Raw genomic sequence first — 21,479 nt, forward strand, 5'->3', positions numbered from 1 at the left:
GCGTTTGTCATTCGCGCGCAAAGGTCTAGGTTTCTCTCCGCAACCGATTCTGCGGATTTGAGGAGAGAGCCATGACCAAGACCTATGCGAACCTGATCGACGGCGAGATGGTGACGACGGATGCGACTTTCGAAGTCGTCAATCCCGCGAATGAGGAAGTGGTCGGGCTGGCCCCCTCCTGCGGCAAGGCCGAGCTCGATCGCGCAGTCGCTGCGGCGCGCACGGCCTTCAAGAGCTGGCGCAAGACGAGCGCCGAAGAGCGGCAAAAGGTCGTCCAGGGCATAGCCGGAGTGATCAAGGAAAATGCCGACGAGCTGTTCCGCCTGCTCACCACCGAGCAGGGCAAGCCGCATGCGCAGGCACAGATGGAAATCTTCGGCGCGGCCGGGCTTGCCGCTGCCCAGTCGACGCTGACCCTCGACGATGTGATCAACCAGGATGACGACACGCGCCTCTCGCGCACCCGCCGGGTACCCGTGGGCGTGGTCGGCGGCATCGTGCCGTGGAATTTCCCGGTCATGATGGCGATCCAGAAGATCGTGCCCGCGCTGATCTCGGGCTGCACCATCGTTCTAAAGCCTTCTCCCTTCACGCCGCTAACCACGCTGCGGATTGCCGAGCTGATCAAGGACGTGGTCCCGGCCGGTACGGTCAATATCATCACCGGACCTGACGAACTCGGCCCGCTCATCACCGAGCATCCCGATATCGACAAGATCACCTTCACCGGCTCCACGGCGACAGGCAAGAAGATCATGGAAGGCGCAGCGGGTGACCTCAAGCGCATCACGCTCGAACTTGGCGGCAACGATGCCTCCATCGTCCTGCCCGATGCCGATGTCGAGAAGGTGGCCGAGCAGCTCTTCTGGTCGAGCTTTTCCAACGCCGGACAGATCTGCGTCGCGGCCAAACGCATCTATATCCACGAGGACATTTACGACGATCTCTCCAAGGCCATCGCGGAATATGCCAAGGGCGTGGTCGTGGGCGACGGCTCGCAGCAAGGCACGGGCGTCGGTCCGATCCAGAACAAGAAGCAGTTCGACCGCGTGTGCGAGCTCATCCAGGACGCCAAGGACAAGGGCTATCAGTTCCTGACCGGCGGCGATGTCGATCCTTCGGGCACGGGCTACTACGTGCCGATCACCATCCTCGACAATCCGCCCGAAGATGCGCGCATCGTGGCCGAAGAGCAGTTCGGTCCGGTCATGCCGCTGATGAAATTCTCGAGCGTCGAGGAAGTCATCGAGCGGGCGAACAATTCCGATTACGGCCTCGCCGGCGCAGTCTGGACCAAGGACACCGACAAGGGTGTCGAGATCGCCGAGCAGCTCGAAACCGGCACCGTGTGGATCAACGAATTCCTCCACATCTCGCCGCTCGCGCCTTTCGGCGGGCACAAGCAATCGGGGATCGGCGCGGAATACGGGATCGATGGCCTGAAGGAATTCACCTATCCGCAGGTCATCACCGTGAAGCGCGACGCCCAGGTCTAGGGCTTCGCGCTCAGGCTTCGAGGCGCGCCTGCACCTGAATGGCTGCCATGCCGGTGCCGGCCATGGCGCGGGCGCACTCGTCGGTTAGTTCGAACCGGTCGGACATGCCGCGGCTCCTGCTGAGGCCGAGGAACAGGTCGAAGCCGGCCGCTTCGACATGGAAGCTGCCGTCTTCGGCAAATTGGCCCAGTTCGTCGCGTCCCAGTTCGAAGATCAGCGTCTCGCGTTCTCCCGGTCGCAGGCGCACGCGCTGGAAATCGACCAGCAGGAGCACAGCGCTCGCGTCCTCCGATCCCTCGCGCGATATGCGGCGAAGGTAGAGCTGGACCGTCTCGACGCCCTCCCTCTCGCCGGTATTGCGCAGGTCCGCATAGGCGCAGATACGCTCGCGCCCGATCTCGATCGACAGGTCGGTCAGGGCGAAATCCGCATAGGTCAGGCCGTGACCGAAAGGCAGTCCGGCGCCTTTCGGGGTGGCGGGCAGCTCGAGCGGAAGCTTGCCGCTCGGATCGGCCTCGCCGGTCAGTAATTCGGCAACCGCATGTCCGCTCATCGTGCCGAGCGCACCGGCATGGAGCAGGCATGGTAGCTGCCGCCCGTTCACGAGCGGATCGAGCGGAGCCTCACCCAGCGTGACGACCACGAGGTTCGGATTGGCGGCAAACAGGGCCGACATGAGCTTCTCGTCGGCCTCGCCTATGCGGCCTTCCTCGCTGCTTCCCACTACGAAGATGACCGTCCCGGCACGCTTGGCCGCCTCGCAAGCCATGCCGATTGCCATGTTGTCGGCAGCGATCATCCGGCCCGTCCCGGCGCCGTTTTCGCGCAGGGCAAGGCCGGGTGTAAACCGATGCGGAATGCCGAGCTGCTCGAAGCCGTCGATAACGCTTGCCGCAACGCCATCCCGCCCTGCGAGCGGTGCGCGGCGATCGGATGCGGCGCTGCCGACTATGACCAGGTCGCCGGAGTCGATGCCGAGCGGCAGGAGGCGCGGTTCGTTGCGCAGGAGGATGGCAGAACGCTTGGCGAGGTTGAGAGCGATTTCGCGATTGCGGACGGGGGTTGGCAATGCACTGGCCAGCTGGGGCTTCCCGGCAAGGTGCGCGGCGCTGAGCAAGCCGAGGCGGAACTTAGCTCTCAGCACCCGTGCAGCCGTGTCGTCGAGGAGATTGGCACTGCACCGCCCCGCCTTCACGCCGTCGGCTACGGCATCGGGGGAGGCAACTCCGATCGGGCCGGTATTTTCTCCGGGTGCTGCCTGCCGTTCCAGCTTGTCCCATTCCGATAAGAGAATGCCATCGAATCCCCCGGGACCGCGCAGGAAACTGAATGCACGCTCGAGCGCCTCGCGTGCAGGCCCGCCATCGCGGGTGAGCCTGATCGCTCCAACTCCTGCGCTCCCGATCGCGGCGCGTGCAATGCGGAGCAGGTCGAGAGGATCGCGCCTGCAGGCTGTGGTCAGGATGTCGGACAGGTCGAGGCACGCCAGCATTCCCTGGTGATCGCGCAGTCCGTCCGCCTGGAGGCCACGGATGCGTGCTGCCGCGACACTGGCCGCAAGGTGCACTTCGCTTCCGCAGTCGCGGCTCGTTCCTGTCGATCCGTTTTCGGCGAGAGTGACTTCGGGACTTAGAGCCCAGTTGATGCCATGCGCCCGCGCTTCCTGCGCGACGGCTCTCTCCGCAACTTCGATCGTGTCCATGTCCCAACTGGCGGCCATGGACAGCGGGGCGGGCATGATCGTCTCGATCCCGGTCCCGGTTTCGGTTAGAAACAGGAGCGGGATGCCGAGGCGCGAACGTTCCTGCGCGATGGCCTGGAGCTGTTCGGCCTGGGCACGGTCGTGTATCCCCCTGACAGCCCCCACTCGGCCGGCCGCGATGTCCTCGTGCAGGCTGTCCAGCGCGTCGCGATCGTCCGCCGAAGGGAGCGAACGGACCGCCAGCTGCCCGGCTTTCTCGAGGGGGGACATCATTGCGAGGAGATCGGTCACCACGCGTTCGCATTCGGTGCGGGTCACGAAATTGCTCACGCGCTCACCTGCGTGCGGCGAACCCCGCCCGATGACCGAAATTGCAGCGCTGGCTTACGCATTGATACGCCCGTTCGAATTTACGGCCCTGCGCAATCCGGTGACGCGTTATTGTCCGCGCTCCCGGGCCGACATGGGCTGACCCGGCGATGAAGCTGCCGCATAATGGTGAAGATCCGGTAAGCACTTGGCGAATTTCGCCTTGATGGCGGCCAAGGCAAAGCTTCTCCCCGAGCCGTTTACGGACATAAAAATATCTTTATATCTGGGCCGACCATGCGGATTGAATCCCTCTTTCGCGCGCTGGCAGACCCTACGCGCCTCAGGATCATGCGGCTGCTCGGCTCGATGGAGCTGGCGGTCGGCGAGATCGCGCAGGTACTCGGGCAAAGCCAGCCGCGCGTTTCTCGCCACGTCGGCATCCTGTGCGATGCAGGTCTGCTCGAGCGGCGCCGCGAGGGCAGCTGGATTTTCCTTCGTGCAAGCTCGGACCAGCGCGACGGTCCGCCGCTGAGGTCCGATTTCGCACGCTTGCTGGCGCGGGCGGAAAGTGCCGATCCGGACTTCGGCGCGCTTTGCGAAACCGACCGCCAGAAGCTCGCCGAAATCCGTTCCACGCGCGAAGCTCAGGCGCAGGAATATTTCGCACAGCATGCGCATGACTGGGACGAGGTGCGTCGGCTCCATTCGTCTGACGAGGAAGTGGAAACTGCCCTTGCCGGTGCGCTGGGTGACGGACGGCTTGGGCGGCTGCTCGATATCGGTACCGGCACCGGCCGGATGGCGGAACTCTTTGCGGAACGGGCCGACCATATCGTCGCGCTCGACAAGAGCCTGGCGATGCTACGCGTGGCACGTGCCAAGCTGCAGCATCTTTCCGCAGACCGGGTGGAGGTGGTGCAGGGCGATTTCACCAGCCTTCCGTTTCCGCCCGACAGTTTCGATACCGTGCTGTTTCACCAAGTGCTGCACTTTGCGCACAGCCCCGCAGCCGCGCTTTACGAAGCGGCCCGCGTAACAAATGCGGGAGGACGCATCGCAATCGTCGATTTCGATGCGCATCAGCGCGAGGAACTGCGAGAAAAGCACGCGCATGCACGGCTCGGGTTCGCCGATGGCCAGATGCGCGACCTGCTCGACGATGCGGGGTTCTCGCCGCAGGACACGGTATCGCTCGAAGATGGCGAGATCGGGATCAATATCTGGGTGGCCGAACGGCGCCGCGCAGCGACAAGGAATTTTGCATGAGCCCCACGCTCGACCAGATGCGTGAAGCCCAGCGGGCGCTGGAAACGCCGCTCTTCTCCGGCCTGCCGGGAGACATCGAAGTGAGCTTCGAATTCTTCCCGCCCAAGACCGAGAAAATGGCCGAGACCCTGTGGCAGAGCGTCGAGACGCTGCGCCCGCTGGGCCCGCGCTTCCTTTCGGTCACCTATGGAGCGGGCGGTTCGACCCGCGAACGTACGCACGAAGCGGTGCGCCGTATCGTTGGCGAGACCGGCATTCCCGCAGCCGCCCACCTCACCTGCGTCCAGGCGACGCGCGAGGAAGTCGACGCGGTCGCCCGCGAATATTGGGAAGAGGGCGTGCGCCACATCGTTGCCCTGCGCGGCGATGCGCCCGACGGATCCGCAGGCTATACACCGCACCCGGGCGGGTACGAAAACGCCGCCGACCTGATCGCGGGCCTCAAGAAAGTCGCCGATTTCGAAATCTCGGTCGCCGCCTATCCGGAGGTTCACCCGGATTCGCCCGACCGGCAGGCCGATCTCGATAACCTGAAGCGCAAGTTCGACGCGGGTGCGACGCGGGCGATCACCCAGTTCTTCTTCGAGCCCGAATGCTTCTTCGAGTTCCGCGACAAGGCCGCTGCCGCCGGGATCGACGGCGAGATCGTGCCCGGCATCATGCCCGTGCTCAGCTTTGCCGCGGTCCAGCGGATGAGTGGGCTGTGCGGCACTGCCATCCCCGACTGGATGGAAGGCCTGTTTCACGGTCTCGACGAGCGGCCCGAAGCGCGCCAGCTGGTCAGCGCCACGATCGCGGCCGAGATGTGCCGCCGCCTCTATGCAGGCGGCGTGCGCCAGTTCCACTTCTACACTCTCAACCGCGCCGAGCTGAGCTATGCCATCTGCCATATGCTCGGCCTGCGACCGAAGGCCTGACATGTCGAAACGAGACGAATTCACCGCCGCCGCAGCGCAGCGCATCCTGATCAAGGACGGACCCTACGGTACCGAAATCCAGCGCGCCAGGCTGGCTGCGGAAGACTATGCGGGCGACACCGGGCTGGAGGCGGACCAGAAGGGCAATAACGACCTCGTCAATTTGACCCAGCCGCAGGTCATCCGCGCGATTTGCGACAGCTATATCGATGCTGGCGCGCATATCCTTGCCACCAACACCTTCAATGCCAACCGCATCAGCCAGGCAGATTACGGTGCCGAAGCGCTGGTCCACGAAATCAACGTGGCCGCTGCCCGCATCATCCGCGAAGCCGTCGACGCGCGCACCGATGGCGTGCCGCGCTTCGTGGCGGGTGCGATGGGGCCGACCAACAAGACGCTGTCGCTCTCGCCCGATGTCGAGGACCCCGGCTTTCGCGAGGTCAGTTTCGACGAGATCGTCGAGGTCTATGTCGAACAGTCGCGCGCACTGCTGGAGGGCGGGGCGGATTTCATCCTGATCGAGACCGTTTTCGATACGCTCAACTGCAAGGCCGCGATCATGGCGGTAAAGCAGCTGGAGCGGGAACTAGGCCGCGACATCCCGCTGATGATTTCGCTAACGCTCACCGACTTGTCGGGCCGCAATTTGTCAGGCCATACGGTCGAGGCCTTCTGGCACACGGTGCGCCACGCCAGGCCGCTGACCATCGGGCTGAATTGCAGCTTCGGAGCGGAGCAATTGCGTCCGCATGTCCAGATCCTCTCGGATATCGCCGATACCTATCTGATGGCCTATCCCAATGCCGGACTGCCCAACGATCTCGGGCAATATGACGAGGTGCCGGAGACCACCGCTGCGCTGACCAAGGTCTGGGCCGACAATGGCCGCGTCAACGCGCTCGGCGGATGTTGCGGTTCAACTCCTGCGCACATCGCGGCCATGGCAAAGGCAGTCGAGGGGGTCGCGCCGCGCAAGCTGCCGAAGGTCGATCACGACATGCGCCTTGCCGGCCTCGAAGCTTTCACGATCGCCGCCTGATGTCCGATCTTACGACAGCCCGCTTCGTCAACATCGGCGAACGCACCAATGTGACCGGCTCGGCCCGGTTCAAGAAGTTGATCCTTTCCGACGACTACGAAACCGCCGTCGAGGTCGCGCGCGACCAGGTCGAAAACGGCGCGCAAGTGATCGACGTCAATATGGACGAGGGTCTGCTCGACGCTGAAAAGGCGATGACGACCTTCCTCAAGCTGATCGCTGCCGAACCCGATATCGCGCGCGTTCCGGTAATGATCGACAGCTCGAAATGGGAGGTGATCGAGGCCGGGCTCAAATGCGTTTCGGGAAAGCCGATCGTAAATTCGATCAGCATGAAGGAAGGCGAGGAAGCATTCCTCGACCATGCGCGCAAATGCATGGATTACGGCGCCGCGGTGGTCGTGATGGCCTTCGACGAGACCGGCCAGGCCGACACGAAGGATCGCAAGGTCGAGATTTGCTCGCGCGCCTATGATTTGCTGACCGGCATCGGCTTCCCGCCCGAAGATATCATCTTCGATCCCAACATATTCGCCGTGGCGACGGGTATCGAAGAGCACGACCGCTACGGGCTCGACTTCATAGAGGCGGTGCGCGAGATCAAACATCGCTGCCCGCTCGCCAAGACCAGCGGCGGCTTGTCGAACCTCAGCTTCAGCTTCCGCGGCAATGAGACCGTGCGCCGCGCGATGCATTCGGTCTTCCTGTTCCACGCGATCCCGGCTGGGCTCGACATGGCGATCGTCAACGCGGGCCAGCTCGACGTTTACGACCAGATCGATCCCGAGTTGCGCGAGGCCTGCGAGGACGTGATCCTCATGCGTCGCCCGGACGCGACCGAGCGCCTCATCGAACTTGCCGAAAGTTATCGCGGCAAGAGCGCGGCGGACGAGAAAGCGGCCGAGGAATGGCGCAGCTGGCCGGTTGCACGGCGACTTGAACACGCGCTGGTCAAGGGCATCGACGCGCATGTGGTCGACGACACCGAGGAAGCACGCGAATTGCTTGCCGCTTCAGGTGGACGCCCGATCGAGGTCATCGAAGGCCCGCTGATGGACGGCATGAACGTCGTCGGCGACCTGTTCGGCAGCGGCAAGATGTTCCTGCCCCAAGTGGTGAAATCGGCGCGCGTGATGAAGAAGGCCGTCGCCCACCTCATCCCCTTTATCGAGGCGGAGAAAGAAGAGGGCGCCAAGGCCAAGGGCGTGATCGTCATGGCCACGGTGAAGGGCGACGTCCACGATATCGGCAAGAACATCGTCGGCGTGGTGCTGCAGTGCAATGGCTACGAAGTGGTCGATCTTGGCGTCATGGTACCGTGGGCGAAAATCCTCGAAACCGCGCGCGAGGTTAAGGCCGACATGATCGGCTTGTCTGGCCTCATCACGCCCTCGCTCGACGAGATGGTGACCGTGGCGGAGGAAATGCAGGCGGCGGGCATGGATTTGCCGCTGCTGATCGGCGGGGCGACCACCAGCAAGGTCCACACAGCGCTGCGCATCGACAAGGCCTACGAGGGCCCGGTCATCCACGTGCTCGATGCCAGCCGCGCCGTGGGTGTGGCGAGCCGGCTGTTGTCCGATACCCAGCGCGACGAGTTCGTCGAGGACACGGCAGCCGAATACGTGAAAGTCCGCGAGGCGCGCGAGGGCAAGGCACAAAGCGTACTGCTGACCTTGGAAGAGGCGCGGGCGAACTTCTTCGACGCCTATCTCAGCGACAAGGCCGCGCCGCCATTGAAGCCCGGTATCCATACGTTCGACGACTGGTCGCTTGCAGACCTGCGCAACTATATCGACTGGACGCCCTTCTTCCGCGCCTGGGAGTTGCACGGCACGTATCCCAAGATCCTCGACGACGATGTGGTGGGCGAGACCGCGCGCCAGCTGAAAACCGACGCCGATGCGATGCTCGACCAGATCATCGCGGGCCAATGGCTGACAGCGAGAGGCGTTGCTGGGTTCTGGCCATGCGCGCGCGATGGCGACGACGTGACGCTCCACCTCGCCGATCGCGAAGAGCATGTCGTGCTGCCGTTCCTGCGTCAGCAGGTGAAAAAGTCACGCGACCGCGCGAATATGTGCCTTGCCGATTTCATCGACCCGGCGGGTGACTGGATCGGCGGTTTCGCCGTGGGCATCCACGGGATCGAAGAGCATTCGAAGCGCTTCCTCGAAGACAAGGACGACTATTCCGACATTCTTTTGAAAGCGCTCGCCGACCGCTTCGCCGAGGCCTTTGCCGAGCGCTTGCACCAGCACGTCCGCACCGATCTGTGGGGCTATGCGCCGCAGGAGCAACTCACCAACGAGGCGCTGATCAAGGAGGAATATCGCGGCATTCGTCCGGCGCCGGGCTATCCTGCTTGCCCCGATCACAGCCTCAAGCCGATCCTGTTCGACCTGCTCGATGTGGAAACCAACGCAGGGCTGACGTTGACCGAAAATTTCGCCATGCTGCCCACCGCAGCCGTGAGCGGTTTCTACTTCGGGCATCCGGAAGCCGAGTATTTCGGTGTCGCACGTATCGGCCGCGACCAGCTAGAGGACTATGCGCGTCGCCGCGGGGTCGATATGGCGACGGCCGAACGATGGCTGCGACCCAATCTCGACTGAGCGTGCTGCCTCCGGGCAGGCTGGTATGGCTGGGCGGCGGCGTGCTGCTGCTGGCCTATGCTGCCATGGCGGCCATCGTGCCGAGCGACCCGGGCCTGATGGGGCAGCTGTGGTTCCTTCCCGGCGTCGGGGTCGTCGGTGCAATCATAGCCAATACTTCCGGCACGGGCGGAGGTGTCGTCTTCGTGCCCGTGTTCAACGCGCTCCGCGAATGGGACGTGATGGACCTCGAACCGCTCCAGGTAGTCGGGGTTTCGATGTGCATCCAGAGCTTCGGCATGACCATGGGTGCATTGCGCTGGACCGACCGGCTCTATCACCAACCCTCGCCAGACCATCTGCACGCACTTGTCCGCCCGCGCGACTTCTTCACCGTGGCGTTGGCAGTCCTGGCGCTGTCGCTACCCGCGATGCTGGTGACGCAGAGAATGACGCAGTTCGACCAGCACGCCGTGCTCATGGGATACAAGGCCTTCTCGGTTCTACTTGGATTTGCGCTCATCCTGTCCACCTGGACGGTCAACCTCGCCCGTCCCGAAAAAGACCGGCTTGAGCGGGTCGACCTGCTGGTGTTGCTCGCGCTGGCCGTACCGGGCGGCGTCCTGACCGCCCTGTTCTCGGTCGGGATTGGCGAGCTGGTCGCGCTCTACCTGTTCATTCGCCACTATCCAGTCCTGCTTTGCACGGGCGCCGCGTGCCTCATTTCCTCCATCAGCGTGATTGCGGGGGCGCTCTGGCATGTCGAGGCCGGAACCATCCAGTGGGAGGTCGTCCTGCTCGCCGCCCCGGCAGCCGTGCTGGGCGGTTTTCTCGCTCGCCCGATCGCCCTGTGGCTGGGGGCACGGCGACTGAAAACGCTCGATGGCAGCTGGATCGTCCTCTCGGCGATGTATCTGCTCTGGCTTGGCCGAGGCTGATTGACAGCGGGCTTGGGTGGCGCAATCGTCTGCGTCCATGCGAACCATTGTCACCATCGCCTGCTTAGTGATGTTGACCGGATGCGCCAACCAGCCCGCTCCATCACCAGCAGCCTCGGTAGCCGTGGTCTTCGACAGATATGATTCGACTACCGTAATCGTGGAAGGATTGGCCGATCGCGAAACGGGCCGCCCGGTCGAAGCGAACGATCCCGTCAGGATCGCGAGCATTTCCAAACTCGTAATGGCGATTGCTGCTCTGGAACTTGTCGAGGAAGGGAAGCTCGAAGTCGATGCGGACGTCTCGCAACATCTCGGCTTTACCTTGCGACATCCCGATCATCCGGATGTTCCGATAACCCTGCCGATGCTCCTTTCGCATCGCAGTGGCCTGCGCGACACCGCCGGATATGTCATCCCGCTCGGCGAGAGTCTCGAGGACCATCTGAAGCAACCGGAAGCGTGGTATCGCGGTTCGCCGCCGGGAGAGGCTCCCTTCGAATATGCCAACATCGGTTCGCCTGTCGTGGCGACCATCCTGGAAGGAGCGAGCGGCGAACGCTTCGACCGGTTGGTCCAGCGGCTGGTCTTTGAGCCACTCGCCATCGATGCCTGCTTCAATTGGATCGGCTGCCCCCAGGGAATGGCCGACCGTGCGGTCACGCTTTATCGTAGCAATGGCGAGATCGCCCGCGACGATCCGGCGGACCGACCGCCGAATTGCACTATCCCCGTGGCAGACGACAGGACCTGCTCGCTCGACGCTTACGAGCCGGGCACCAATGCTTCGGTATTTTCGCCGCAGGGAGGATTGCGGATCGGGATGCGAGACCTGGCCCGCCTGGGGGCTGAATTGCTCAAGCCGGCGAAGGAAAGCGTATTTTCCGAGCGCGCGCTGGACGAGCTGTTTCTTTCGCTGACGGCAAATTCCGAAGCCCAAAGGCAACATTTTTTCTGCATATACGGATTTCATGTGCAGCTGATCGAATTATCGGGAGAAGAGTGCGACGACGCTCTGGTCGGAGATGGACGCTCGCGTCTCGGTCATGCGGGAGAAGCTTATGGCCTGAGATCGGGTCTGTGGCTCGATTACGAAGCAGGCACGGGCATCGCCTATTTTGTGACGCAAGTTCCGGATCGAACTGCGCCCGACGAAGGCGGTTTTGCATTCGAAGAGGTGATATTGGTCCGCCGTGCCTTGCGAATAAAGACGGAAACGGGGAATTAGCACCTATTCGAGCGCCGCAGGGAATTGACCCGGCGGGCTGCATCGCGCAGGGCTGGACCGTCGGCTGCGGGAGCGATTCTGCGGCGGGCGCGCACGGGAGAGCTTGCGGTCAGCCGCAACGCCGAAGGAGCAACCGCCCCGGAAACTCTCAGGCCAACGGACCGTGCGCCGCCATCGACACTCTGGAAAGCGTCACGCGCGGCTGCGCGGGGCCACCGAAGGGGTAAGCGCTTCTTGCGCCAGTCTCTCAGGTTTCCCGACAGAGGGGGCATGGGTTGGTTTGGTGCGCTGGAAAGGCGCGCTCCCATGCTTTTGAAGGACGGGACTTGAGCGAAGAGAACGACAACATCGAAGAAATCCAGACGCTGCCGCTCGATGCGTGGCATCGCCGCAAGGGCGCGCGCATGGTGCCTTTCGCCGGCTACGAAATGCCGATTCAATACGAGGGCATCGTGGTCGAACACAACTGGACGCGCGAGCAGGCGGGGCTGTTCGATGTCAGCCACATGGGCCAGCTCATGGTCACGGGCGACAAGGCCGCCGAGGAACTCGAAAAGCTGCTTCCCGGCGCCATTGCCTCGCTCAAGCCCGGCCGCACGCGCTATTCGCTGCTGATGGCCGAAGATGGCGGGATCCTCGACGACCTGATGGTCACCAACGCCACCCCCTGGATCGAGGGCGACGAGGAGGAAGGCACCGAGAGCCACTGGGGCGACCCGGCCTATTATCTCGTCGTCAACGGCGCGATGAAGTGGGACGATATCGCCCACTTGCGCGAACATCTCGATGACGATGTGACGCTGACGCATATGGACGACCATGCACTGGTGGCGCTGCAGGGCCCCAATGCGGCGACGGCTCTCAACCGCGTGATGCGCAATGTCATCGACGACATGGTCTTCATGGATTCGGTGCTGCACGATTTCGGCGAGTGGCCCCTGCGGATCACCCGTTCGGGCTATACCGGCGAGGACGGGTTCGAAATTTCCATCCCCGCCGAACATGCCGAAAGCCTGTGCAACCGCCTCTGCGCCGAAATCGAGGTGCGCCCCATCGGCCTCGGCGCGCGCGACAGCCTGCGCCTGGAAGCCGGCCTGCCGCTCTATGGCCACGACATTACCGAAGAGACCGACCCCGTCTCTGCCGACCTCCTCTTCGCGCTGACCAAGAAGCGCCGCGAGCAAGGCGGCTGGATGGGCCACGAGGCGGTCGCCAAGGTTCTTGCCGATGGTCCGGCGCAAAAGCGCGTCGGGCTCGACATCGAGGGCCGCTTGCCCGCCCGCGAAGGTGCGCTGGTCTATTCGGGCGACAAACAGGTCGGACGCGTCACCAGCGGGGGATTTTCGCCCACGCTCCAGCGCCCGATTGCGATGGCATACATCGACACCGCGCTCGCTTCCGAGGGAACCGAACTCGAGGTCGAGGTTCGTAACAAGAGACTGTCTGCGAAGGTCGCAACGATGCCCTTCGTGCCCAACCGCTACTACAGAGGGAAGTGACCTGATGGCCCGTTATTTCACCGATGAACACGAATGGATCGACCTCGAAGGCGACACTGCCACGGTCGGCATTACCGATTTCGCGCAAGGCCAGCTCGGCGATATCGTCTTCGTCGAACTGCCCGACGTCGGCACCATGGTCGAAAAGGGCAAGGACGCCGCAGTGGTCGAGAGCGTCAAGGCCGCAAGCGACGTCTACGCGCCGCTTTCGGGCGAAGTTGTCGAGGTCAATGACAGCCTCGAAGACGACCCGGCACTCGTCAATTCCTCGCCCGAGGAAGACGGCTGGTTCTTCAAGATGACCGTCTCCGACAAGTCCGAGCTCGAAGGCCTGATGGACGACAAGGCCTACAAGAGCTTTTGCGACGGACTCTAATTCCCATCCCGCACGCGGGACATAAGAGGTAATCGATGCGCTACCTGCCGCTGACTGACGCCGACCGTTCGGCGATGCTTGAGAAAATCGGTGCGCCCGATGTGGACGCGCTCTTCGTCGACGTGCCCGAGGAGGCGCGGCTTTCCGGACCGATCCATGGCCTGCCGATGCATGCCTCCGAGATGGCGGTCGAAAAGCATATGCGCCGCCTGTCGAAGAAGAACCTTGCGGCGTCCGACGCGGCGTTCTTCCTTGGCGCTGGGGCTTACAAGCACCATGTCCCGGCAAGCGTCGACCACATCATCCAGCGCGGCGAGTTCCTGACCGCCTACACGCCCTACCAGCCGGAAATCGCGCAGGGCACTCTGCAGATGCTGTTCGAATTCCAGAGCCAGGTCGCGCATCTCTATGGCTGCGCGGTGGCCAATGCGAGCATGTACGATGGCTCGACCGCTTGCTGGGAAGCAGTCGCGATGGCCAGCCGCATCGCGCGGGGAAAGAAGCGCAAGGTCGTGCTCTCGGGCGCGCTGCACCCGCATTACGCCGAGGTCGTGAAGACCATGGCGAAGTTCACCGACGACGAGATCGCCCACGCCAAACCGGCGATGACGGCGGCGCCCGATACCGAAGGCCTGATTGCCCGCATCGACGGCGACACGAGCTGCGTCGTAGTCCAGTATCCCGACATCCTCGGCCGCGTGACCGATCTCCAGCCGATTGCCGATGCTGCCCACGCGAAGGGCGCGCTGCTTATCGTCGTGAATACCGAGCCTGTGGCGCTGGGTGCGATCAAGTCGCCCGGCGAAATGGGCGCGGATATCGTCGTGGGCGAGGGCCAGTCTATCGGCGTCGGCCTCCAGTTCGGCGGTCCCTATCTCGGTCTCTTCGCCGTCCGGGATCCCAAGCATGTCCGCATGATGCCCGGCCGCCTGTGCGGCGAAACGCAGGATGCGGAAGGCAAGCGCGGCTACGTGCTCACGCTCTCGACCCGCGAGCAGCATATCCGCCGCGAGAAGGCGACGTCGAACATCTGCACCAATTCCGGCCTCTGCGCGCTGGCCTTCAGCGTCCACATGACCCTGCTGGGCGAGAAGGGGCTGCGGCAGCTGGCGGCGGAGAACCACCGCCTTGCCTGCCTCGCCGCCGACCGGTTGGCACAGGTGCCGGGAGTCACGGTGCTCAACGACAGCTTCTTCAACGAATTCACCATCCGCCTCGGTACCGATGCCCGCGCGGTGGTGCGCAAGCTCGCCAAGGACAAGGTTCTTGCCGGCGTCTCGCTCGGCCGCCTGTTCCCGCAGCACGAGGAACTGGCCGACGGCCTCATTGTCGCGGTTACCGAGACCACCACCGAGGAGGACATCGAAACGCTGGTCTCCGCGCTGAAGGAGGTGCTGGCATGAGCGCTCCCAACCAGTCCGGCTGGAAACCCGGCAGCCCCGTCAAGGATCACAACGCGATGAGCGGCCCCGACACCGTCACCGGCAACCGCGCGCTGATGCTGGAAGAGCCGCTGATCTTCGAGATCGGGACGACCGAAACGACCGGCGTGGACCTGCCGGAGCCTTCGCGTGGCGCCAACCGCCTCGGCGGCCTCGACCGCAGCGAGGAGATCGGCCTGCCGGGTCTCTCCGAACCGGAAACGGTGCGTCACTACACGCGCCTCAGCCGCCAGAATTACGCGATCGACCTCGGCCTCTTCCCGCTCGGCAGCTGCACGATGAAGCACAATCCGCGCCTCAACGAAAAGGTCGCGCGGATGCCCGGCTTTGCCGATGTCCATCCGCTCCAGCCGGTCGACACGGTGAAGGGCGGGCTCGAAGTCATCAACGAACTCGCCAACTGGCTGATCGACCTCACCGGCATGCACGGTGTCGCGATGAGCCCCAAGGCGGGCGCGCATGGCGAATTGTGCGGCATCCTTTGCATCCGCGCCGCTTTGGAAGCGCGCGGGGATGCGCGCGAAGTCATCCTCGTTCCCGAAAGCGCGCATGGCACCAATCCCGCCACCGCGGCCTTTGCGGGTTACAAGATCGAGGACATCCCTGCGAATTCCGACGGACGTGTCGATCTCGATGCGCTCAAGAGCCGTCTCGGGCCCGATGTCGCGGGTGTGATGATCACCAACCCCTCGACGCTCGGCCTGTTCGAACGCGATTTGAAAGCGATCTCCGACGCGGTCCACGAAGCGGGTGGCTTCGTCTATTGCGATGGGGCGAACTTCAACGCGATCGTCGGCAAGGTGCGCCCGGGCGACCTCGGCGTCGATGCGATGCACATCAACCTGCACAAGACCTTCTCCACCCCGCATGGCGGCGGCGGACCGGGTTCGGGGCCGGTAGTCCTTTCCGAAGCGCTCGCACCCTATGGCCCGCTCCCCTACGTGGTGCGCGGCAAGGACGGCGCGGTGCACCTCGTCGAGGAAGAGAATGCCGACGAGTTCGAGCACACCAAGGCCTTCGGCCGCATGACCGCTTTCCACGGCCAGATGGGTATGTTCACCCGCGCGCTGACCTATATCCTCAGCCATGGCGCCGATGGATTGCGGCAGGTGGCCGAGGATGCGGTGCTTAACGCCAATTACATTTTGCGCAGCCTCGACGACGTGCTCGATGCCCCCTTCGGCCACAGCGGCCCATGCATGCACGAGGCGCTGTTCAGCGATAAGGGCTTTGCCGAGGATATCTCGACGCTCGATCTCGCCAAGGCGCTGATCGACGAGGGCTGCCACCCGATGACCATGTACTTCCCGCTGGTGGTGCATGGTGCGATGCTGGTCGAACCGACCGAGACCGAGAGCAAGGCCGCGCTCGACCAGTTCATCATGGCGCTCCGCAGCGTGGCGGAGCGGGCTCGGGCAGGCGACGAAAGCCTCAAGACCGCGCCGCATTACGCACCGCGTCGCCGGCTCGACGAGACGCTGGCGGCGCGCAAGCCCATCCTCGCTTGGGAAGAACCCAATCCTCCGGGCGGCGAACCGACGATGAGCGAGCAGGGCGGGCGGTGATCGCTCGCCTGCGGCCATGAAGATCGTCTTCAGCCGCAAGGGCTTCGACAGCGCGGCAGGCGGCGGGTCGTCGCCGATCGTGGATGGCAAGCCGGTAAGCTTGCCGATCCCTGCGGGTACGGCGTCGCGCACGAGTTATGGCGACCTCGGGCTGGGCGAGCTCGCTGCCAAGTCCAGCCGCGGCAGGCTGGGGGCGGATGACCTCTGCCATCACGACCCCATGTTCCGCGATGACGGCACCTGCATTTTCGGCCAGGTCGGTGCGGCGCAAACGCATCTCGCAAACCGGGGCGTGGGCATCGGCGATGTGTTCCTGTTCTTCGGCCTTTTCCGCGAGGAGGACAGCGGCGAGCCGCACCATCGGATCTTCGGCTACCTCCGGGTAGAGCGGATGGTTCACCTCGGCGCGTGCGGTGAGGATGAACGGTGCGAGTTTGCGGCCAGGCTTCATCCGCATGCGCTCGGCATGCACGGGGCCAACGATTGCCTCTACGTCGGGCGGGGGACGACCGCTGCGGCTGCGAGCGAGACCTTGCGCCTTACCGTTCCCGGCGGCCCGCCCAGCCTGTGGAAACGCCCCGACTGGCTGCGGGAGGGCGGGCTCAGCTATCATGACCGCCCGAATCGCTGGCTTCGCGGCGGACGCCTCAGATCGGTCGCGCGCGGTCAGGAATTCGTCGCCGATATCGGCCGCCGGCAGGCTCCGCGCGACTGGCTGGCGCGAATACTGACTGAAATCGGCGAATAATTCCGGAAAAATCCAGATTCGGGGCTAGGACTTTGCAACCTTCGTTGCTTATAGCCGACCCCGGTATCGCGGTGCTGCCCCGAGCCTTTCGGCCAGTCGCCCTACAGGCGGTGTCGCGATACCACCTTCTTGAAAATCAAAGCGTCTTGATGACCGCCGAGAAATCGAGCCCGCCATTCTCTTCGGCGAATGCCTCGTAGATTTCGGTGGCGTGACGCCCGAGTGCGGTCTTCGCATCGACGCTGTCGGCGGCTTCCATCGCGAGGCGCAAATCCTTGAGCATGAGGGCCGTGGCAAAGCCGCCCTGGTAGCCCTTGTCAGCCGGGCTTTCGACTCCCACGCCGGGCATTGGGGTGTAAGCATTGAGCGGCCAGCAGTAGCCCGACGAAACAGAGCTGATCTCGTAGAACTTCTGCGGATCGAGACCGAGCTTCTTCGCCATTGTCATCGCCTCGGTCGTGCCGATCATGGTGATGGCGAGCAGCATGTTGTTGCAGATCTTTGCCGTCTGTCCTGCGCCTGCATCGCCCGCATGGATCACGGCCTTGCCCATGGCGTTGAGCACTTCCTCTGCGCGCCCGAACGCCTTGTCGGTCCCGCCGACCATGAAGGTGAGCGTGCCGCCATTGGCCGCCGCGATGCCGCCCGAGACGGGCGCGTCGACCATGTCGTAACCAGCCGCCTCGGCCCTTGCGATCACCTCCTTGGCGGTGGCGACATCGATGGTCGAACAATCGAGCAGCACCGCGCCTTCGGGGGCCTTGCCGATCACGCTACCCTCGTAGACCGATTTCACGATCCCGCCATTGGGCAGCATGGTCACGACGCCATCGACGCCCTGAACGGCCTCAGCCGCATCGGTGAAGGTCGCGCAGCCGTTAGCCTTGGCGGTCGCGAGCGCCTCTTCGGACAGGTCGAAGGCATTCACATCGTGCCCCGCCTTGACGAGGTTCGCGGCCATCCCGCCGCCCATATTGCCGAGGCCGATGAAGGCGATTTGCATGTCGTTTTCCTCTCTCGAACACGACGAAGCTGACACCTGTGTCAACTTCGGTTTCCCTCTGTTTTACAGCGATATAGGCGCTGTTCTCCCGCAAAAAGTGACACCGAGCCGGTGGCGGAGATTACGCCTGGTGCAGCAGTGTCGAACGACGCCGAGAGCGATACATGTCCCGGCGGCGTGTAGGAAAGGATTATCGCGTCACCGCCCCTTCCACTTGCCCTCGCGCTTTTCGACGAAGGCGGCCATGCCTTCCTTCTTGTCTTCGCTGGCGGTGAGGATCTGGAAGATGCGGCGCTCGATAATCAGGCCCTGGTCGAGGCTGGTCTCGAAGGCTGCGTTGACCATTTCCTTGTTCGCGATGGCGGCCATTGGCGGCATGCTCGCGATCTGCGCGGCAGTCTTCATCGCCTCGTCGAGAAGCTGCTCATGCGTCACCACGCGCGCGACGAGGTTGCTGCGCTCGGCTTCCTCGGCATCCATCATGCGGCCGGTGAGGCACATCTCCATCGATTTCGACTTGCCGATGGCGCGGGTCAGGCGCTGCGATCCGCCCATGCCGGGTGCAACGCCGAGCTTGATTTCGGGCTGGCCGAACTTGGCCTTGTCCGAGGCGATGATGAAGTCCGCCATCATGGCGAGTTCGCACCCGCCCCCGAGCGCGAAGCCGTTTACCGCAGCGATCCACGGCTTGCGGGTCTTCTTGACGATCTCGCTGGTCCAGGGGCTGAAGAAATCTTCCAGATAGAAGTCGGCTGCCGCCTTCTCGCTCATTTCCTTGATGTCGGCGCCCGCGGCGAAAGCCTTGTCGCCTGATCCGGTAAGCACCGCGCACAGCTGGCTGGCATCGGCCTGATAGGCGGCGAATGCCTCGGTCAGCTCTTCGAGCACCTTGCTGTTCAAAGCATTGAGTGCTTGCGGACGGTTCAATGTGATCAGCGTGACCGCATCGCGCTGTTCGACGGTGATGGTTTCAAAACTCATAGGGGTTTCCATTCCTCATCGGCGGGAAGCGGGGCGAAGATGCTGTCGAGCAATTCCTCGCTCACGCCCTCGGGCGTTGCCGGATCCCATTTGGGGTCGTTGGTCTTGTCCACGATCACTGCGCGCACTCCTTCCGCAAAGTCGGGGCGGGTCAGCACGCGGCTGGCGATGCGGTATTCCATCACCATGTTGTCTGCGAAATCGTCGAGCTGTTTGCTTGTCGCCAGTTGGCGCAGCGCAACCTTGCAGGTCTGCGGGCTCTTGCTGCGCAGCGTGGCCAGCTCCTTCGCCGCCCAGTCGCTGTCGTCGGCTTCGAGGCTCGCGAGGATGTCTTCGAAGCGATCGGAGGCGAAGTGCTTGGCGATCTTGTCGGAATTGCCCTCGATCCGCGCTTCGGGCGGCGTGACCGAGAGTTCGGACAGGATGCCCGAGATGCGGTCGGGATGTTCGGCAATGCGTGCCTTGGCTTCGGCGAGCTTCTCAGCTGGCAGGTAATGCGTTGCGATGCCTGCCCAGAGGCATTCCGCCCCGTCGAGCCGCGCGCCGGTGAGCGCGAGGAACTGGCCCAGCCGCCCGCCGAGGCGCGAGAGGTGCCAGCCGCCACCGACATCGGGGAACAGGCCGATGCCGGTTTCGGGCATGGCGAAGCGCGTATGTTCGGTCGCAACGCGGTATTTGCATGGCAGCGCAATGCCCACGCCGCCGCCCATGGTGATGCCGTCCATGAAAGCCACGATGGGCTTTGCATAAGTCATCATCTGGTGGTTGAGCTGGTATTCGTCGTGGAAGAAGGCGCGGCCCGATGCGCCGCCGTCGTTCAATGCCGAATTGCGCAGCAGGTTGATGTCGCCGCCGGCGCAGAAACCGCGGCCTTCGGCGTGGTCGAGGATCACGGCTTCGACCGGATCGTCGCCCGCCCAGCCGGACAGGCCCGCGCTCATCGCGTGGCACATGTCGAGCGTCAGCGCATGGAGCGCCTTGGGGCGATTGAGCGAGATATGGCCCGTGCGGCCATGCGTGTGGATATGGACTTCGTCGGTCATTCTGGTGCTCACTGGCGCAGGAGGTCGCGGCCCACGATCATCCGCATGACCTGGTTGGTGCCTTCGAGGATCGAGTGGACGCGCAGATCGCGCCAGAACCGCTCGATGGGGTATTCGCGCAAATAGCCGTAGCCGCCGAAGAGCTGCAGCGCGTCATTGACGATCTTGCTGCCGCTGTCGGTGGCGAGGCGCTTGGCCATGGCGGAGAACTTGCTCTTGTCGGGTGCGCCATCGGTGACCTTGGCCGCCGCGAGATAGAGCAGCGCGCGCGCCGCCTCGAGGTCGGTGGCCATATCGGCGAGCATGAACTGGGTGTTCTGGAAGTCGGCAATCGGCGTGTCGAACTGCTTGCGGTCCCTGGTGTAGGCCACCGCCTCGTCGAGGCAGCGCTGCGCCCCGCCGAGCGAGCAGGCGCCAATGTTGAGGCGGCCGCCGTCGAGTCCCATCATGGCAAAGCGGAAGCCTTCGCCTTCATCGCCGACCCGGTTGGCGACCGGTACGCGCGCGTCCTCGAAAATGACCTGTGCGGTCGGGCTGGCATTCCAGCCGAGCTTCTTTTCGGGCTTGCCGAAGGAAACGCCGGGCGTGTCCTTGTCGATCACGAGGCAGGTGATGCCCTTGGTCTTGTGATCGCTGGTGCGCACCATGGTGACGTAGACGTCGTTGAAACCGCCGCCCGAAATGAACTGCTTGGTGCCGTTGAGGACATAATGGTCGCCGTCGAGCTTTGCGCTGGTTTTGAGGCCTGCCGCATCCGAGCCGCTGCCCGGTTCGGTGAGCGCGTAGCTGGCGATCTTTTCCATCGTCACGAGATCGGGGAGGTATTTCTCCTTCACCTCCGCCCCGCCGAACTGGTCGATCATCCAGGCGGCCATGTTGTGGATCGAGATGTAGGCGCTGGTGGCAGGGCAGCCATAGGCCATGGCTTCCATGATCAGCGCCGCTTCCAGTCGCCCGAGGCCGATGCCGCCGCTTTCTTCGGAGACGTAAATCGCCCCGAAGCCGAGCTCCGCGCTCTGCTTGATGACGTCGCGCGGGAAGTGCGATTTCTCGTCCCACTCGGCGGCGTACGGAGTGATGTTGTCGGCGGTGAAGCGCTGCGCCATTTCCTGGATCTGCAGCTGCTCTTCGGTAAGCTGGAATTGTCCTGAATTCGTAGTCATGGCGCGCGCTCTAGCGCCGCAAGTGCCGCTAGGGAAGGGGCGGTGACGAACCTCCTGCCCAAGCGTGGACGTTGATTCCCGCAGCGCCGATTTGCGCCAGATCAATGCGGGGTCGTCTGCATGGCTGTAGATCGGCGAAACCGGGACAGATTGGCCGGGATGCA

At 63.7% G+C, this 21,479-nt stretch carries 17 protein-coding genes and 2 riboswitches; of the genes, 12 read left to right on the top strand and 5 right to left on the bottom strand.

Features of this window, described 5'->3' with window-relative positions; translation table 11 throughout:
* The first annotated feature begins 71 nt into the window (after positions 1 to 71).
* Positions 72 to 1,496, top strand: coding sequence for an aldehyde dehydrogenase family protein (locus K3178_RS01935; RefSeq protein WP_221569701.1), 1,425 nt, complete (start codon positions 72 to 74; stop codon positions 1,494 to 1,496).
* 10 nt (positions 1,497 to 1,506) lie between these two features.
* Here the strand turns inward: K3178_RS01935 and K3178_RS01940 are convergent, their stop codons facing one another.
* Positions 1,507 to 3,528 (bottom strand): glycoside hydrolase family 3 C-terminal domain-containing protein, encoded by a 2,022-nt coding sequence (locus K3178_RS01940; RefSeq protein WP_221569702.1) that lies wholly within the window; start codon positions 3,526 to 3,528, stop codon positions 1,507 to 1,509.
* Positions 3,529 to 3,804: 276 nt separating this feature from the next.
* Here K3178_RS01940 and K3178_RS01945 point away from each other — a divergent pair, with 276 nt between their 5' ends.
* From K3178_RS01945 to K3178_RS01995, 11 genes are all read left to right on the top strand, one after another.
* Entirely contained in the window at positions 3,805 to 4,776 is a 972-nt protein-coding gene (locus K3178_RS01945; protein ID WP_221569703.1) for an ArsR/SmtB family transcription factor, read from the top strand.
* Positions 4,773 to 5,693, top strand: a complete 921-nt coding sequence (gene metF / locus K3178_RS01950) for a methylenetetrahydrofolate reductase (protein ID WP_221569704.1) — start codon at positions 4,773 to 4,775, stop codon at positions 5,691 to 5,693. The genes K3178_RS01945 and metF overlap by 4 nt, the downstream gene beginning before the upstream one ends.
* 1 nt (position 5,694) lies before the next feature.
* Positions 5,695 to 6,735 carry a homocysteine S-methyltransferase family protein gene (locus K3178_RS01955; protein ID WP_221569705.1) on the top strand — a complete coding sequence of 347 codons (1,041 nt, stop codon included), beginning with the start codon at positions 5,695 to 5,697 and terminating at the stop codon, positions 6,733 to 6,735.
* The gene (gene metH, locus K3178_RS01960; RefSeq protein ID WP_221569706.1) at positions 6,735 to 9,350 is read left to right on the top strand and encodes a methionine synthase; all 2,616 of its coding nucleotides are present in this window, start codon (positions 6,735 to 6,737) and stop codon (positions 9,348 to 9,350) included. The genes K3178_RS01955 and metH overlap by 1 nt, the downstream gene beginning before the upstream one ends.
* Positions 9,326 to 10,267, top strand: coding sequence for a sulfite exporter TauE/SafE family protein (locus tag K3178_RS01965; protein WP_221569707.1), 942 nt, complete (start codon positions 9,326 to 9,328; stop codon positions 10,265 to 10,267). Before metH ends, K3178_RS01965 begins: the two co-directional genes overlap by 25 nt.
* Before the next feature lie 37 nt (positions 10,268 to 10,304).
* The gene (locus K3178_RS01970; protein WP_221569708.1) at positions 10,305 to 11,495 is read left to right on the top strand and encodes a serine hydrolase domain-containing protein; all 1,191 of its coding nucleotides are present in this window, start codon (positions 10,305 to 10,307) and stop codon (positions 11,493 to 11,495) included.
* 84 nt (positions 11,496 to 11,579) lie between these two features.
* A riboswitch (glycine riboswitch) is annotated at positions 11,580 to 11,669 on the top strand.
* Positions 11,670 to 11,768, top strand: a riboswitch (glycine riboswitch).
* 53 nt (positions 11,769 to 11,821) lie between these two features.
* Complete coding sequence (gene gcvT, locus K3178_RS01975; protein ID WP_221569709.1) at positions 11,822 to 12,994, top strand: glycine cleavage system aminomethyltransferase GcvT; 1,173 nt, start codon at positions 11,822 to 11,824, stop codon at positions 12,992 to 12,994.
* 4 nt (positions 12,995 to 12,998) lie between these two features.
* Complete coding sequence (gcvH, locus tag K3178_RS01980) at positions 12,999 to 13,370, top strand: glycine cleavage system protein GcvH (protein ID WP_221569710.1); 372 nt, start codon at positions 12,999 to 13,001, stop codon at positions 13,368 to 13,370.
* Positions 13,371 to 13,405: 35 nt separating this feature from the next.
* The gene (gene gcvPA, locus K3178_RS01985; RefSeq protein WP_221569711.1) at positions 13,406 to 14,773 is read left to right on the top strand and encodes an aminomethyl-transferring glycine dehydrogenase subunit GcvPA; all 1,368 of its coding nucleotides are present in this window, start codon (positions 13,406 to 13,408) and stop codon (positions 14,771 to 14,773) included.
* Complete coding sequence (gene gcvPB / locus K3178_RS01990) at positions 14,770 to 16,377, top strand: aminomethyl-transferring glycine dehydrogenase subunit GcvPB (RefSeq protein ID WP_221569712.1); 1,608 nt, start codon at positions 14,770 to 14,772, stop codon at positions 16,375 to 16,377. The genes gcvPA and gcvPB overlap by 4 nt, the downstream gene beginning before the upstream one ends.
* 16 nt (positions 16,378 to 16,393) lie before the next feature.
* Positions 16,394 to 17,125: an Nmad3 family putative nucleotide modification protein gene (locus K3178_RS01995; protein WP_221569713.1), complete on the top strand. Its 732-nt coding sequence runs from the start codon at positions 16,394 to 16,396 to the stop codon at positions 17,123 to 17,125.
* Between the two features lie 136 nt (positions 17,126 to 17,261).
* Here K3178_RS01995 and mmsB read toward each other — a convergent pair whose 3' ends face one another.
* The 4 genes from mmsB to K3178_RS02015 form a co-directional block, all read right to left on the bottom strand.
* A complete protein-coding gene (gene mmsB / locus K3178_RS02000) occupies positions 17,262 to 18,128 on the bottom strand; it encodes a 3-hydroxyisobutyrate dehydrogenase (protein WP_221569714.1) in 867 nt (288 codons plus the stop codon).
* Positions 18,129 to 18,326: 198 nt separating this feature from the next.
* Positions 18,327 to 19,109, bottom strand: coding sequence for an enoyl-CoA hydratase-related protein (locus K3178_RS02005; RefSeq protein WP_221569715.1), 783 nt, complete (start codon positions 19,107 to 19,109; stop codon positions 18,327 to 18,329).
* Positions 19,106 to 20,152 carry an enoyl-CoA hydratase/isomerase family protein gene (locus K3178_RS02010; protein ID WP_221569716.1) on the bottom strand — a complete coding sequence of 349 codons (1,047 nt, stop codon included), beginning with the start codon at positions 20,150 to 20,152 and terminating at the stop codon, positions 19,106 to 19,108. The genes K3178_RS02005 and K3178_RS02010 overlap by 4 nt, the downstream gene beginning before the upstream one ends.
* 8 nt (positions 20,153 to 20,160) lie before the next feature.
* Positions 20,161 to 21,315 (bottom strand): acyl-CoA dehydrogenase family protein, encoded by a 1,155-nt coding sequence (locus K3178_RS02015; protein WP_221569717.1) that lies wholly within the window; start codon positions 21,313 to 21,315, stop codon positions 20,161 to 20,163.
* Positions 21,316 to 21,479 lie beyond the last annotated feature (164 nt).

The sequence above is a fragment of the Qipengyuania sphaerica genome, from assembly GCF_019711595.1.
GTDB lineage: Bacteria > Pseudomonadota > Alphaproteobacteria > Sphingomonadales > Sphingomonadaceae > Qipengyuania > Qipengyuania sphaerica.

What these genes read in the sequence shown, in the direction of transcription:
- K3178_RS01935 (WP_221569701.1), top strand. Translation starts at nt 72, where the DNA reads ATGACCAAGACCTATGCGAACCTGATCGACGGCGAGATGGTGACGACG.
- K3178_RS01945 (WP_221569703.1), top strand. Translation starts at nt 3,805, where the DNA reads ATGCGGATTGAATCCCTCTTTCGCGCGCTGGCAGACCCTACGCGCCTC.
- metF (WP_221569704.1), top strand. Translation starts at nt 4,773, where the DNA reads ATGAGCCCCACGCTCGACCAGATGCGTGAAGCCCAGCGGGCGCTGGAA.
- K3178_RS01955 (WP_221569705.1), top strand. Translation starts at nt 5,695, where the DNA reads ATGTCGAAACGAGACGAATTCACCGCCGCCGCAGCGCAGCGCATCCTG.
- metH (WP_221569706.1), top strand. Translation starts at nt 6,735, where the DNA reads ATGTCCGATCTTACGACAGCCCGCTTCGTCAACATCGGCGAACGCACC.
- K3178_RS01965 (WP_221569707.1), top strand. Translation starts at nt 9,326, where the DNA reads ATGGCTGCGACCCAATCTCGACTGAGCGTGCTGCCTCCGGGCAGGCTG.
- K3178_RS01970 (WP_221569708.1), top strand. Translation starts at nt 10,305, where the DNA reads ATGCGAACCATTGTCACCATCGCCTGCTTAGTGATGTTGACCGGATGC.
- gcvH (WP_221569710.1), top strand. Translation starts at nt 12,999, where the DNA reads ATGGCCCGTTATTTCACCGATGAACACGAATGGATCGACCTCGAAGGC.
- gcvPA (WP_221569711.1), top strand. Translation starts at nt 13,406, where the DNA reads ATGCGCTACCTGCCGCTGACTGACGCCGACCGTTCGGCGATGCTTGAG.
- gcvPB (WP_221569712.1), top strand. Translation starts at nt 14,770, where the DNA reads ATGAGCGCTCCCAACCAGTCCGGCTGGAAACCCGGCAGCCCCGTCAAG.
- K3178_RS01995 (WP_221569713.1), top strand. Translation starts at nt 16,394, where the DNA reads ATGAAGATCGTCTTCAGCCGCAAGGGCTTCGACAGCGCGGCAGGCGGC.
- mmsB (WP_221569714.1), bottom strand. Translation starts at nt 18,128, where the DNA reads ATGCAAATCGCCTTCATCGGCCTCGGCAATATGGGCGGCGGGATGGCC.
- K3178_RS02005 (WP_221569715.1), bottom strand. Translation starts at nt 19,109, where the DNA reads ATGAGTTTTGAAACCATCACCGTCGAACAGCGCGATGCGGTCACGCTG.
- K3178_RS02010 (WP_221569716.1), bottom strand. Translation starts at nt 20,152, where the DNA reads ATGACCGACGAAGTCCATATCCACACGCATGGCCGCACGGGCCATATC.
- K3178_RS02015 (WP_221569717.1), bottom strand. Translation starts at nt 21,315, where the DNA reads ATGACTACGAATTCAGGACAATTCCAGCTTACCGAAGAGCAGCTGCAG.